This is a genomic window from Actinomadura terrae (assembly GCF_022751215.1).
GTDB lineage: Bacteria > Actinomycetota > Actinomycetes > Streptosporangiales > Streptosporangiaceae > Spirillospora > Spirillospora terrae.
This window is the reverse complement of the sequence record NZ_JAICDG010000001.1, coordinates 545,008-558,415: the sequence shown is the minus strand read 5'-3', so window position 1 is coordinate 558,415 and position 13,408 is coordinate 545,008. Positions and strand designations below refer to the sequence as shown.

At 72.8% G+C, this 13,408-nt stretch carries 9 protein-coding genes; 7 read left to right on the top strand and 2 right to left on the bottom strand.

Going from position 1 to position 13,408, the window contains the following annotated elements; all coding sequences use genetic code 11:
- Position 1: 1 nt before the first annotated feature.
- Positions 2 to 832 carry a succinate dehydrogenase subunit SdhC gene (gene sdhC, locus K2F47_RS02395; protein WP_242900991.1) on the bottom strand — a complete coding sequence of 277 codons (831 nt, stop codon included), beginning with the start codon at positions 830 to 832 and terminating at the stop codon, positions 2 to 4.
- A 515-nt stretch (positions 833 to 1,347) separates the two neighbouring features.
- Between sdhC and K2F47_RS02390 the strand changes: the two genes are divergently transcribed.
- The 7 genes from K2F47_RS02390 (at position 1,348) to K2F47_RS02355 (ending at position 11,247) form a co-directional block, all read left to right on the top strand.
- Positions 1,348 to 2,892: an LCP family protein gene (locus tag K2F47_RS02390; protein ID WP_242900990.1), complete on the top strand. Its 1,545-nt coding sequence runs from the start codon at positions 1,348 to 1,350 to the stop codon at positions 2,890 to 2,892.
- A 412-nt stretch (positions 2,893 to 3,304) separates the two neighbouring features.
- Positions 3,305 to 3,580 carry a DUF4282 domain-containing protein gene (locus K2F47_RS02380; RefSeq protein WP_242902537.1) on the top strand — a complete coding sequence of 92 codons (276 nt, stop codon included), beginning with the start codon at positions 3,305 to 3,307 and terminating at the stop codon, positions 3,578 to 3,580.
- Between the two features lie 10 nt (positions 3,581 to 3,590).
- On the top strand, positions 3,591 to 6,074 hold the full coding sequence (locus K2F47_RS02375) for a serine/threonine-protein kinase (RefSeq protein ID WP_242900989.1): 2,484 nt from the start codon (positions 3,591 to 3,593) through the stop codon (positions 6,072 to 6,074).
- A complete protein-coding gene (locus K2F47_RS02370; RefSeq protein WP_242900988.1) occupies positions 6,071 to 7,219 on the top strand; it encodes a response regulator receiver protein in 1,149 nt (382 codons plus the stop codon). Before K2F47_RS02375 ends, K2F47_RS02370 begins: the two co-directional genes overlap by 4 nt.
- Before the next feature lie 52 nt (positions 7,220 to 7,271).
- A complete protein-coding gene (locus K2F47_RS02365; RefSeq protein WP_242900987.1) occupies positions 7,272 to 9,188 on the top strand; it encodes an AAA family ATPase in 1,917 nt (638 codons plus the stop codon).
- The gene (locus tag K2F47_RS02360) at positions 9,185 to 9,931 is read left to right on the top strand and encodes a 4Fe-4S single cluster domain-containing protein (protein WP_242900986.1); all 747 of its coding nucleotides are present in this window, start codon (positions 9,185 to 9,187) and stop codon (positions 9,929 to 9,931) included. Before K2F47_RS02365 ends, K2F47_RS02360 begins: the two co-directional genes overlap by 4 nt.
- Positions 9,919 to 11,247: an FHA domain-containing protein gene (locus tag K2F47_RS02355; protein WP_242900985.1), complete on the top strand. Its 1,329-nt coding sequence runs from the start codon at positions 9,919 to 9,921 to the stop codon at positions 11,245 to 11,247. The genes K2F47_RS02360 and K2F47_RS02355 overlap by 13 nt, the downstream gene beginning before the upstream one ends.
- Positions 11,248 to 11,543: 296 nt before the next feature.
- Here K2F47_RS02355 and typA read toward each other — a convergent pair whose 3' ends face one another.
- Positions 11,544 to 13,397 (bottom strand): translational GTPase TypA, encoded by a 1,854-nt coding sequence (gene typA / locus K2F47_RS02350; protein ID WP_242900984.1) that lies wholly within the window; start codon positions 13,395 to 13,397, stop codon positions 11,544 to 11,546.
- Between the last annotated feature and the right edge of the window lie 11 nt (positions 13,398 to 13,408).

Here is a 13,408-nt window from a genome sequence, read left to right as displayed (position 1 = left end):
CTCAGTTGAAGATGCGCGGGTCGGAGATGGTGCCGCCGGCCACCAGCGCGACGTACAGGTCGGCCACCACCAGCGAGCCCAGCGTGATCAGGGCGTACGTGCCGTGCCGCTGGTTGATCTTGGACACCCAGCCCCACATCCGGTACCGGAACGGGTGCTTGGAGAAGTTCTTCAAGCGCCCGCCGACGATGTGCCGGCAGGAGTGGCACGACAGGGTGTACAGCCAGAGCAGCACCACGTTGGCGACCAGGATGATCGTGCCGAGCCCGATGCCGAACCCGCCGTCCTCACCGTGGAAGGCGCGGACCGCGTCCCAGGTGTTGACGAGCGAGATGAGCACGGCGGCCAGCCAGAAGTAGCGGTGCAGGTTCTGCCCGATCAGCGGGAAGCGACGCTCCCCGGTGTACTTGCTGTGCGGCTCCCGCACCGCGCACGCCGACGGCGCCGCCCAGAACGACCGGTAGTAGGCCTTCCGGTAGTAGTAGCAGGTCAGCCGGAACAGCAGCAGGAACGGCAGCGAGATCGCCGCGAACGGGATGAAGCCCCGCGTGCCGGACGGCAGGAACGTCCCGAACTCCGCCGCGTCGCCCGTGTGGCCGTCCACGGTGACGTTGTTGCAGATCTCGTTGAAGCAGGGCGAGTAGAACGGCGTCAGGTAGTGGTACTCCGGGACGTAGAAGGCGGAACCCCAGAACGCCCGGATGGTCGCGTACACCACCCACGCCGTGAAGATCACGAACGTGGTGACGGGGTAGAGGCGCCAGTTGTCCTTCCGGAGCGTGCGGTCCTTGATCTGGGCGCGCGACTTGACCGGCGCCTCCACTGTGCTCATCGATCGCTCTCCTGAGCTCGGGTCGTCGTGTACCCGTACCTCGGTCCGAGCGCACTCATGCGGTCGTCGCGTGCGGCCGTGGCGCCTCGGCCGGAGGCCCTGCCGCATGCGGGCGGTGACGCCTCGTGTGCGCTTCCAGCGAGGCGACCCTACGCCACCCGTCCGGCACTGTGACACACATAACAGCCACACCCGCCTGTGACTCTGACCACAGACTTTAGGCGCGAAAAGGCCCCGCGGCACCGCCCGCCTTCCATAACCAGTTGTTATGGCGAAGCGGAATCGAGACGAGCACACGAAAGCATGGCCCACCTCGTCCGCCGGGACGCTAGGCCGAACGCGGCGCCGGCTACGGAGGGGCATCATCGGCTCGGACGAGAACGACGATTTCAGGACGTGTGTCAACAGATCGGGCCGATCGCGCATCCAACGGATGGGGCCCGCGCACGTACCCGGGGCCTCTCCCACCCGACGACCACACGCCCTCGACAGGGCCCTGCCCGAGACGGGACCGGATGAGCGACGAAGACACCGGCCGCGAAGACCTCGCAGGGGACGACCGCACGGCCAAGGACCGCGCGGCCAAGGACGACGCGGCCAAGGACGACGCGGCCGAGGACGGCGCGGCCAGCGACGAGACGCCCGCAGCCGAGGACGCGGAACCCGTCACCGCTGCCGAGGACGCGGGGCCGCGGCGTGGCCGGTCGCGCAGGCGGAAGGTCCTCCGGTGGACCGCGATCGGCACGGCCGCGCTGGTGCTCGCCGCCGGCGCGGGCGCGGTCGTCCTGTACCGCGACCTGGTCGGCGGCATCGAGCAGAAGCACGTGGGCGGGCAGCTCGGGGCCAACCGTCCGAAGAAGCTCAACAAGAGCCTCAACATCCTCCTGCTCGGGTCGGACACGCGCGAGGGCGACAACGCCCGGTACGGCGCGGCCGCCGGGCTGACGGGGGCGCGCTCGGACACGGCGATCCTGCTGCACCTGTCCCCGAACCGCGACCAGGCGGTCGGGATCAGCTTCCCCCGCGACTCGATGGTGAAGATCCCCGAGTGCGAGAAGGAGAAGGGCGGCTCGGTCCCGGCGCAGTTCGGGATGCTGAACGCCGCGTTCGCCTACGCGGGGCCGTCCTGCACCTGGAAGACGCTGGAGTCGCTGACCGGCATCCACATCGACCATTTCGTGCAGATCGACTTCTCCGGGTTCAAGCGGATGGTGGACGCGCTGGGCGGCGTGGAGATCTGCGTCGACCGGCCGGTGGACGACCCGCGCGCCGAACTGCACCTGAGGGCGGGCAAGCAGACGGTCAAGGGCGAGGCCGCGCTCGGGTACGTCCGGGCCCGCTACTCGCTCGGCGACGGCTCCGACCTCGAACGCATCGAGCGGCAGCAGCGGTTCATGGCGGCGGTCGTCGACAAGGCCACCAGCGGCTCGGTGCTCACCGACCCCGCCAAGACCTACAAGTTCCTCAAGGCCGCCACGAAGTCGATGACGACCGACGACGAGCTGGACCTGTCCACGATGCGCAGGCTCGCGGACGGCCTCAAGGGCATGAGCGCCGGGCAGGTCCGGTTCGTGACCGTGCCGGTCGAGGGATACGCGCCCGACCCCAACCGCGTCCAGTGGGACATGGAACGCGCCAGACCGCTGTTCTCCGCGATCCAGCACGACAACGACCTGCCCGCCGAACCGCCCGTCCCCGCCAAGGCCGAGCGCAAGCCGCCCGAGCCGCGCGAGGTCAAGGTGACCGTTGTGGACGCGGGCGGCGACCCCAAGCTCATCGCGGACATCGTCAAGCGGCTCGGCAAGCGGGGCTTCGACGTGGGGACGAAGGTCGAGAAGGGGTCCGCGTCCGCCGAGAGCAGGATCGTGTACGCGCCGTCCGAGGAACTGCGGGCGTCCGCGCTGGCCCGGGCCGTCCCCGACGCGCTCCTGTTCACGGACGCCGCCGCCCCGAAGGACGGCGTGCGGCTCGTGATCGGGCGGAACGGCGTCCGCCTCGCCCCGCCCGCCCTGAAGATCACCGGAGGCGTCAAGGCGGGGCGGCCGAACCCCTGCGCGTAAGGCCCGGCGCATAGGGCCCCGCACGCGGGCGGCCCGGTCCTCGGCTGGCCGCGCGAGGCGCGTTCCAGGCTCTAGAGTCTTCCTGTAGGCGGAGAGTCTTCCTGTAGGCGGCCCCACCCTGGAGACGACGGCGATGACGCACCCTTCGGACCCCGGTTACCCACCGCGCCCACCCGGGCCCGGCCCCCAGGGAGACCCGTACGCCCCGCCCCCGCACCAGGGCCCCGTCCCCGGCCCCCGAGCCTCCGGCCCCCACCCCACCGGTCCTCCCCCCGCAGGCCCTCCCCCCACAGGCCCTCACAACACCGGTCCCCACCCCATGGGGCCCCGTCCGCCCTTCCAGGGTCCCCAAAACCAGCAGCAGGCGTGGGTTCCGCCGCAAAGCTCGGAGAAGGGCCTGATCGGGGCCCTCATGGACGCCAACTTCAACCACCTGGTGACCCCGAAGCTCGTCAAGATCTTCTACATCCTGTCGATGATCTTGGTGACCCTGTCGGCCCTCATGGTCGTCATGATCGGCATCAAGGTCGCCCAGCTGCACGACGGCTGGTTCCTCGGGCTCCTCATCATCTGCAGCTCGCCCGTCGTCTGGTTCTTCGAGCTGATCCTCACCCGCATCTTCATGGAGGCCCTGGTGGTCCGGTTCAAGACCGCCGAGCACCTGAGGATCATCAAGGACAAGATCTAGGCGGAGGGCCGTGACAGACGTCGGCGGGACGGGGAACGGCGGGGGGCTGCCCCCGCGCGAGACGCGGCGCGATGCCGGGGTGACGCGGCGCGACCAGTGGGTTCCGGCGCCGCGCGGCGAGACGCCGGACACCGGCGGGACGCGGCGGGAGGGCGGTCCGCCCGGCGAGTCGCTGCTGCGGCTGCCGGCGGCGCTGGCCGAGCGGTACGCGGCGGTCGCGGAGCTGCCCGTCCAGGGGGCGGAGTCCGACCTGCTCCTGGTCCGGGACGCGCACGCGCCGCACGACTCCGCCGAGTACGTCGTGAAGATCTTCCGGCGCGGCTACCACGCCGACCGCGAGGTGTGGGCGAAGCTGCCCGCGCTCGACTCCCCGCACGTCCTGCGGATCCTGGAGACCGGCCACGCGGACGGGCGGGACTACGAGGTCACCGCGTACGCGCCGGACGGCAACCTGCGCGGCCTGATGGAGGACGCGCGGCCGGCCGCGGCGGTCGCCGAGATCGCGGCGCAGCTCGCGGCAGGGCTGTCGGCGCTGCACCGGGCGGGCATCGTGCACCGCGACCTGAAGCCGGAGAACGTCCTGGTCCTCGGCACGGCGCCGCTGCGGCTGGCGATCGCCGACTTCGGGCTGAGCAAGGTGCTCGACCAGAGCGTGGTGTTCGCCTCGTCGTCGCGGACGCTGGCCTACGCGGCGCCGGAGTCGCTGTCGGGGCAGGTGTCGCCCGCCCGCGACTGGTGGTCGCTCGGCATGATCGTCCGGGAGCTGGCGACGGGCCGCGCGCCCTTCCTCGGGCTGAGCGAGACCGTGGTGGTCGACCATCTCGCGACGCGGCCGGTGACGGCGGACGACGTCGCCGATCCGCGGTTGCGGCTGCTGTGCCGGGGCCTGCTCGCCCGCGATCCGCGCCGCCGCTGGACCGGCGAGCAGGTCACCGAATGGCTGGACGGCGGCTCGCCCCCGGTGGCCGAGGAGAAGGCCGCCCCGTCCGCTCCCCCCGGCGCGGGGTTGCCGTTCAGGGGGCGCCGCTTCACCGACCGCGCCGAGCTGGCGCGCGCGCTCGTCGAGGACTGGGAGCACGCCGCGCCCTACTTCTTCGGACGCGGCGAGTCCGGCGAGGCGTGGCGCTCCCTGCGCGACTGGCTCGCCGACCTCCCCGACGACGACGGCCGCATCGACCTCGTCGACGGCCACCTGACCGCCCGCCTGCCGTCGGACGTGAAGCTGCTGCACCTGGTGCGGTGGCTGGATCCGACGCTCCCGCCGCACTTCCTCGGACGGCGCGTGACGGCCGCCGACCTGCCCGCGCTCGCCGCGCTGGCCACCGACCACCGGCATCCCGACCACCGCACGGCCTGCCTGCTCGGGCGCGAGCTCTGGGAGCAGGACCTGCTGCCCGTCCTCGCCGGGTTCGAGGGCGGCGGCGACCTGGCGCGCATCGACGGCCAGTGGCGCGCGCACGTGGCGGCGTGGAACGACCTGGCCCGCTGGCTGCGCGCCCAGGACGCGGCGCCCCCCGGCCTCGCGGCCCGCCTCCCCGACGCGGGCACCCGCCGGGACGAGGCGGTGCGGGTGGCGGGCGGGCGTCCGCCGGCCCCGTCCGACGACCCGCCCGTGGTGCTGCTCACGCTGCTGGCGCTGGCGGTGCGTCCGGCCGAGACGCACCGGCTGCTCGCCGAGGCGGCGGAGGGCGCGCGCGCCGCCGTCGCCGAGCCGGTGCCGTGGTTCGACTGGCTGGCCGACGGCGCGGGCGACGACCCGCTGCGCCTGTTCGCGGTGACCCGGGCGGTGCCGGAGGCCGCCCTGGAGGTCGAGAGCCGGACCCAGCGGCGGCACGCCGAGCGGCAGCGCGACGAGGCGCTCCGGGCGCAGTGGGCGGAACGGGAACGGGAGCGTATCGCCGGACGCGGCGCGGCGATGGTCCGCGCCGCGCTCTGGACGGTCCCCCTCCTGCTGTTCTGGCTGCTCGGCAGCGCGGTCGTCAACGCCCTGTTCGGCGGCGGGGGCGAGGAGAAGGGGACGTCGTCGGTCGGCGTCCACGTCCAGCGGTCCTCGTGGATGTCGTTCGGGCTCCTCGCGGTGCTGTCCGTCCTCGCGTGGGCCGTGCACTGCGGCGCCGAGGTGATGCTGGCGCGCGCGCAGGGCAAGGACTACCTCCCCTACGGGCCGTGGTCGTCGATCTCCAAGGCTCTTGGCGCGTCGAGCCGGGGGCTGTCCAAGGCGTCGCAGACGATGTCGGGCGCCGCGCAGCGCACCGGACGGCGCGGCTGCGGCGTGACGCTGCTCGCCGTGACGGTGCCGCTGCTGATCCTCCTGCTGCTGTTCGGGGCGCTGTCGGCCCTCGCGGGCGTGCTGTGGGTGCTGGTGCTCGTCGCCGTCCCCGCCGCGCACGCCGCCGCGGCGGGCCTGCGCCTGCACCGCTGGCGCGAGTCCCGCGCCCCGTCCGCGAACCCGACGGCATGGAACGACCCCACGCACCCCGGAGGAGCAGCATGAGCAGCGGCGTCGAGGCCGATATCGCGCTGGACGCGGCCGTGATCCTCACGCTCGGCATGAACCGCGTGCTCGGACGCGGCGCGGGCCTGGCCGGACGCGGCGCGGACGCCCTCGCCGCGCTGGCCGCCGGGCGGGCCGAGGCGCGCGCCGCCGCGCTCGCCGAGGTCGAGACGCACGAACGCGCCCTGCGCGAGGTCGTCGAGCGCAACGCCAGGATCGCCGCGCTCGCCGAGACCCGCGCCAAGATCGGCGCGGAGGTGGCGCTGCCCGAGCCGCTCCGGCCGGACGAGCGGCACACCCCCGAGGAGCTGGCCGCGTGGTGCGCCGCGCTCGACCCCGTCCTGGACGAGGCGGAGCGCGCCCTGTCGGAGCACCTCGCCGCCCAGGTCACGGCCCAGATCTTCACGGCCCCCGAGGCCGGGTTGCAGGCCGACACCGGTCAGCGCGGGCCCGAACAGGGCGCATCACCGGTCCCACGCGTCCAAGACGACGTGCAGGAGACACTCGAACGGATCATGGCGCGGCTGCTGCCCGACGCGGCCGCGGAGGAGCGGCGCGCGGTCGCGGACGCGGCGCGCCTGCTCGCGGGGGCCGGCACCGCCGAGGAGGCCGAGGCGGTCCTCCAGGAGGTGCGGCTGCGGATCGGGGACGCCAACCGCCGCACCGAGGAGCACCGCGAGCGGGAGCGGCGGCGCGCGGCCGAGCGGGACGCCGCCGAGCAGGCCGAGGCCGAGCGCCGCTACGTCCTCGACTCGATCACCACCGCGTTCGAGGACCTGGGGTATGAGGTGCGGCCCGGGTTCGAGACGCTGACCGCGCGGGGCGGCGCGCTCGTCCTGACCAAGGGCGGCTGGCCCGACCACAGCGTGAAGATGCGCGTCGAGGACGCGGCGCACGTGCGCGCCGCGATGGTCCGCGAGACGCCCGCCGAGAGCGAGGACGACCGGCGCGTCGACGCCGAGCGCGAGCGCGAGTGGTGCGAGGCGTTCGAGGCCGCGAGGACCCGTCTCGCCGCGGCCGGGATACGGTCGCAGGTGGCCTGGCGGCTGGAGCCGGGCGTGCGTGAGCTGCCGGTTTCCGAGCGGCCACGGCAGACTGGGGGGCGTGCCGAGCGGCGCGAGCGCCGCCGGGAGCGGGGCCTGTGAGGGGTCCCGCGGCCGGCGTGAGGAAGGCGGGAACGAAAGTGGAGCGAGCCTGATGAGCATTGATTCGCCGACCCTCGGCGGGCGGTTGCAGGGCTGGCCGCCGTTCATCCGCGAGCTGGACGCGACGCTCTCGGTGCACTCCCAGTACGTCCTGTCGGGCAACCTCTACGACAGCTTCCTCGCGCCGCCGGTGGAGGTCGTCGGGCCCGCGCGGCTGCTGCCGCTGCGCGGCCTGCTGTGGGAGACGCTGCGCTCCAGCGGCGCGTCCTGCATGATCGTGTACGACCCGGTGGACGGCGTGCAGGTCTACCCCGACACCGGCGACGAGATCGCCGAGGAGGCGGAGCGGGCGGCCGACCGGCTGCTCGGCAAGCGCGGCCGCGACGAGAAGCCCTCGCTGGAGGCGCTGACCCGCCAGTTGGAGGCGGTGGCGCGGCCCGCGGAGAACATCCGCGCCGCGTTCGTGATCGACTCGGCGTCGCGGATCGCCCGGACCCCGACCGACCTGGAGCCCGCCGAGCGCGACTTCTTCCGGTTCTGCGCGAAGCTGTCGCGGACGGCGCGTCCGGTCCGGGTGCCGGGGGCGCGGCCGAAGCCGCTCTACAACCCGGTGCTGTGGCTGGTGGAGCGGCCGGGCGACCTGCCGCCGTGGCTGACCACCGACAACGAGAACATCCGCGAGATCACGATCCCGCGCCCGCACCTGGGCGACCGGCAGGAGACCGCGCGGCTGCTGGCCCGCGCGTTCGGGATCACCGACGTCGGCGGCGACGAGGCCGCCGCGGCGGCGTGCGACGCGTTCGCCGAGCAGGCCGACGGGCTCACGCTCCAGTCGATGATCGAGGTGACCCGGCTGGCGAAGGAGCGCAACGTCGACCTGGCCGACCTGCCCGACGCCGTGCGGACCTACAAGCTCGGCGTCCTGGACAACCCGTGGAGCCGGGGGCACCTGCGGCGGCGGGTGCTGGAGGGCGAGAAGCGCGTGCCCGAGCGGGTGATCGGGCAGCCGCAGGCCGTCACCAAGACCCTCGACATCCTCAAGCGGGCCGTGCTCGGGCTGTCGGGCGCGCAGGCGACCCGGTCGGGCAGCCGCCCGCGCGGCGTGCTGTTCTTCGCCGGGCCGACCGGCACCGGCAAGACCGAGCTGGCCAAGGCGATCACCGAGCTCGTGTTCGGCGACGAGTCGGCCTACCTGCGCTTCGACATGAGCGAGTTCTCCGCCGAGGGCTCCGGCGACCGGCTGATCGGGTCGCCGCCCGGATACGTCGGGCACGAGGCGGGCGGGGAGCTGACCAACGCCGTCCGCGAGGACCCGTTCCGCGTCATGCTGTTCGACGAGATCGAGAAGGCGCACCCCCGGATCCTCGACAAGTTCCTCCAGATCCTGGAGGACGGGCGGCTCACCGACGGGCGCGGCAACACCGTCCACTTCTCCGAGTCGATCCTCATCTTCACCTCCAACCTCGGCATGTACGTGCCGGCACGCGACCTGACGACCCGCGACGGCGCCTTCTCCTCCGGTGCCGGCCGTGTGCAGAACATCACGCCGGGGATGACCTACGACGAGGTCGAGCAGCGGATCAAGGACGCCGTCGCCGACCACTTCACCGAGGTCCTCAACCGGCCGGAGCTGCTCAACCGGTTCGGCGACAACATCGTCGTGTTCGACTTCATCTCCGGCGAGGCCGCGCACAAGATCTTCGACCTCCAGTTCGCGAACATCTGCAAGCGGGTCGCCGAGGAGCACCGGCTGGTGCTGGCCGTGAAGGGCGACGCGCTCCAGACGCTCCGCGGATGGTGCACCGACGAGCTGGACAAGGGCGGGCGCGGCATCGGCATGGCCCTGGAGTCCCACTTCGTCAACCCGCTGGCGCGGGCGCTGTTCGACCGCGAGCTCGTCCCGGACGAGCGGGTCACGGTGTCCGGCATCCGCCGCGAGGGCAGCATCGTCCATCTGGAGATCCAGTGAGCGATGTCACGTCCCCCGGCGCCGCGTCCGGGGAGCGGCTGCGGCTCGCCAAGGCGCACTATCCGGTGACGACGCTCGGCCCGGGGACGCGCGCCGGCATCTGGACGCAGGGCTGCACGCTGCACTGCCACGGGTGCCTCTCCCGCGACACCTGGGACGCCGATCCCGGTAAGGAGGTGCCGGTCGAGGCCGTCCTCGGATGGCTGAGATCGCTGCCCGGACCGGTCGACGGCGTGACGATCTCGGGCGGCGAACCGTTCCAGCAGCCGTCCGCGCTGGCGGCGCTGCTGCGCGGGGTCCGCGCGTGGCGGGACGACCATCATCATGAGACGATTGGGTTGGACATATTGGTCTACAGCGGATATGTCTACTCTCGGCTCTCGCGGAGCACGGCGACGCGGGAGATCCTCGACATGTGCGACGCCGTGATCACGGGGCCGTACGTCGACCGGCTCAACCCGGAGGGACGACACTCCGAGGGCGGCTCTCTACTCTGGAGGGGGTCGGCGAACCAGCGCGTCGTGCCGTTGTCCCCGCTGGGACGCGAGCGGTACGGGGCACCGGCCGGTATCGGAGAGACTAGGGACGAGGCAGGGCCCCGGGTTCAGGTGTCCGTGGACGAGGGGCCGGAGGGAAGGCGGGTGTACTACATCGGGATCCCGCGAAGGGGTGACATGGAGCACCTCACGTCGAGGCTCGAACGCGCCGGGGTGCGCGCGGGGGAAGTGTCATGGCGACCTTGAACTGTCCTATCTGTGATGAACCGTTCCAGCCGGGCGATCTGCTCTGCCTGAGCTGCGGGGCCAACCTGGCGCGTGCCGGGGCCGGCCACCAGCAGCAGCACGGGCAGCACGCCCAGGGCGGGTACGGCCAGCACGGAGCCCCGCAGCACGGCGCTCCTCCCCAGCACGGCGGCCCCCAGCACGGCGCGCCCCAGCACGGCGCGCCTCAACACGGTGCCCCGCAGCATGGCGCTCCTCCCCAGCACGGAGCCCCTCAGCATGGAGCCCCCCAGTACGGCGGTCCCCAGCACGGGGCCCCGCAGCCGGGAGGGCCGCAGCACGGGCAGCCGTACCAGCCTCCCCAGCAGTCGCACGACCCCTACCAGCAGCAGGCCCCCCAGCAGCAGGCGCCGCCCGACTACGGGCAGCCGCAGCAGAGCCAGCCGATGTCCCAGCCCGACCCGTGGGGCCAGCAGGGGCAGCAGCAACAGCAGCAGGACCCCTGGGGTTCGCCCATGCAGCAGGGCCCGCCGCAGCAGGGGCCGCCCGACTACGGGCAGCCGCAGCAGCAGGCCCAGCCGGACTACGGCCAGCCCGACTACGGTCAACCGGACTACGGCCAGCAGGGCGGGCAGGTCGACTACGGCCAGCCCGCGCAGCACCAGCAGCAGCCGGCGGCGGACCCGTGGGCCTCACCGCCCCCCGGCCAGCAGGCCCCGGGGCCGCAGCAGCCCGACCAGTGGGGGATGCCGCAGCAGCAGGCCCCCGACCAGTACCAGCAGCAGCCCGAGCAGCACCAGTACGCGCCGCCGGACCAGTACGGCCGGCCGCAGCCCGGCCCGGGCGGCCCCGGCGGTCCCGGTGCTCCAGGGGGGCCCGGCGACCACCAGTACGGGCCGCCGGGGCAGTCGCGGCCGCAGCCGCCGAGCGACAGCACGGCGTTCATGTGCCCGTACTGCGAGGCCGTCCTGACCAACCCGGGCGCCGCGCAGTGCGACACGTGCCTGCGACCGCTGCCGCAGAAGGGGACGCCGGTCCTGCGGGTCCAGTTCCCGACGGGCGAGCTGAAGGTCTCGGTGGGGCAGCACCTCGTGCTCGGCCGGGACGCGGGCCAGTCGCCGGTGGCGGCCACGTTCACGCAGTACGACAACGTGTCGCGGCGCCACTCGACGGTGTGGCTCGACCCGTCCGGCACCGCCTGGGTCCGGGACGAGGGCTCCACCAACGGGACGTTCGTCAACGGCGAGCGCCTCCCCCGCGGTGTGGAGGCGCCGCTGCGCGACGGCGACCAGCTCCGGCTGGCGGCCGACGTGACCGGCACCGTCCAGCTCAACTGAGGCCGGAACGAACCACGACGGCGGCGACCCCGGGGGGGGAGATCCCCGGGGCCGCCGCCGTTATCGCTTCTCGGGCGGGGACGGAAACGGGGGCCGCCCGTGTCGGACGGCCCCCGCTCCCCGATAGCGCTCGGTCGGCCGTGAAAGCTCGGTCCGCCGCGGTCGGCCGTGAAGCTTGGCCCGCCGGAACGCTTGGTCTTCGGGTCGCCCCGCGGTCGGCCATTCGGCGGCCGGTCCGCGAGGTCAGCCAGTTGTTGTCAGGGTAGGCCGGTGGTCGGAGCCGGCCGGTCGCCGGGTCAGCCTGCGCGCTTGGTGCGGGCGCGGGTGCGCTCGCGCTCCTTCGCGTCCAGGACGACCTTGCGGATGCGGACGGCTCTCGGGGTGACCTCGACGCACTCGTCCTCCCGGCAGAACTCCAGGGCCTCCTCCAGCGACAGCAGCCGGGGCGGGGTCAGCCGCTCCAGCTCGTCGCCGGTCGAGGAGCGCATGTTCGTGAGCTTCTTCTCCTTGGTGATGTTGACGTCCATGTCGTCCGAGCGGGAGTTCTCCCCGACGATCATGCCCTCGTAGACCTCGGTGGTGGGGCCGACGAAGAACGTCCCGCGCTCCTGGAGGTTCGTGATCGCGTACGCGGTCGCGGCGCCGGCGCGGTCGGCCACCAGCGACCCGGAGGGACGGGTGCGCAGCTCCCCGAACCACGGCTCGTAGTCCTCGAACACGTGGTGGGCCATGCCGGTGCCGCGCGTCTCGGTCATGAACTCGGTGCGGAACCCGATCAGGCCCCGCGCCGGGACGAGGAACTCCATCCGGATCCAGCCGGTGCCGTGGTTGGTCATGTGCTCCATGCGGCCCTTGCGGACGGCCATGAGCTGCGTGACCGCGCCCAGGTGCTCCTCGGGGATGTCGACGGTGAGCCGCTCGACCGGCTCGTGCTTCTTGCCGTCGACGATCCGGGTGACGACCTGCGGCTTGCCGACGGTCAGCTCGTAGCCCTCGCGGCGCATGTTCTCGACGAGGATCGCGAGCGCCAGCTCGCCGCGGCCCTGCACCTCCCAGGCGTCCGGCCGCTCGGTCGGCAGCACCTTGATCGAGACGTTGCCGACCAGCTCCCGGTCGAGCCGGTCCTTGACCATCCGGGCGGTGACCTTGGTGCCCTTCTCGCGGCCCGCCATCGGCCCGGTGTTGGTGCCGATCGTCATCGAGATCGCGGGCTCGTCCACGGTGATCAGCGGCAGCGGGCGCGGGTCGTCGGGGTCGGCGATGGTGTCGCCGATCATGATGTCGGGGATGCCGGCGATCGCGATGATGTCGCCGGGCCCGGCCTCGTCGGCGGGCTTGCGGGTGAGCGCCTCGGTCATCAGGAGCTCGGTGATCCGCACCTTCTCGACGCTGCCGTCGTGGCGGCACCAGGCGACGGACTGGCCCTTCTTGATCGTCCCGGCGTGCACCCGGCACAGCGCGATCCGGCCGAGGTAGCTGGAGGCGTCCAGGTTGGTGACGTGCGCCTGGAGCGGCGCGTCCGGGTCGTAGGAGGGCACCGGGATCGTCTCGGTGATGACCTTGAACAGGGGCTCCAGGTCCTCGCTGTCGGGCATGGCGCCGTCGGCGGGCTTGTTCATCGAGGCCCGCCCGGCGCGTCCGGACGCGTAGACGATCGGGAAGTCGATCTGGTCCTCGTCGGCGTCGAGGTCCATGAACAGCTCGTAGGTGTCGTCCACGACCTCGTCGATGCGGGCGTCGGGACGGTCGGTCTTGTTCACGACGAGGATCACCGGCAGCCGCGCGGCCAGCGCCTTGCGCAGCACGAACCGGGTCTGCGGGAGGGGGCCCTCGCTGGCGTCCACGAGCAGCACGACGCCGTCGACCATGGACAGCCCGCGCTCGACCTCGCCGCCGAAGTCGGCGTGGCCCGGGGTGTCGATGATGTTGATCGTGAGGCCGTTGTGCCGGACGGCGGTGTTCTTCGCGAGGATCGTGATGCCCTTCTCACGTTCCAGGTCGCCGGAGTCCATGACGCGGTCGTCGACGTCCTGGTTCTCGCGGAAGGCACCGGACTGCCAGAGCATGGCGTCGACCAGCGTCGTCTTGCCGTGGTCGACATGGGCGACGATCGCGACGTTGCGGAGGTCATCGCGCGTGGAGATGGGCATGCGGGCTCGCC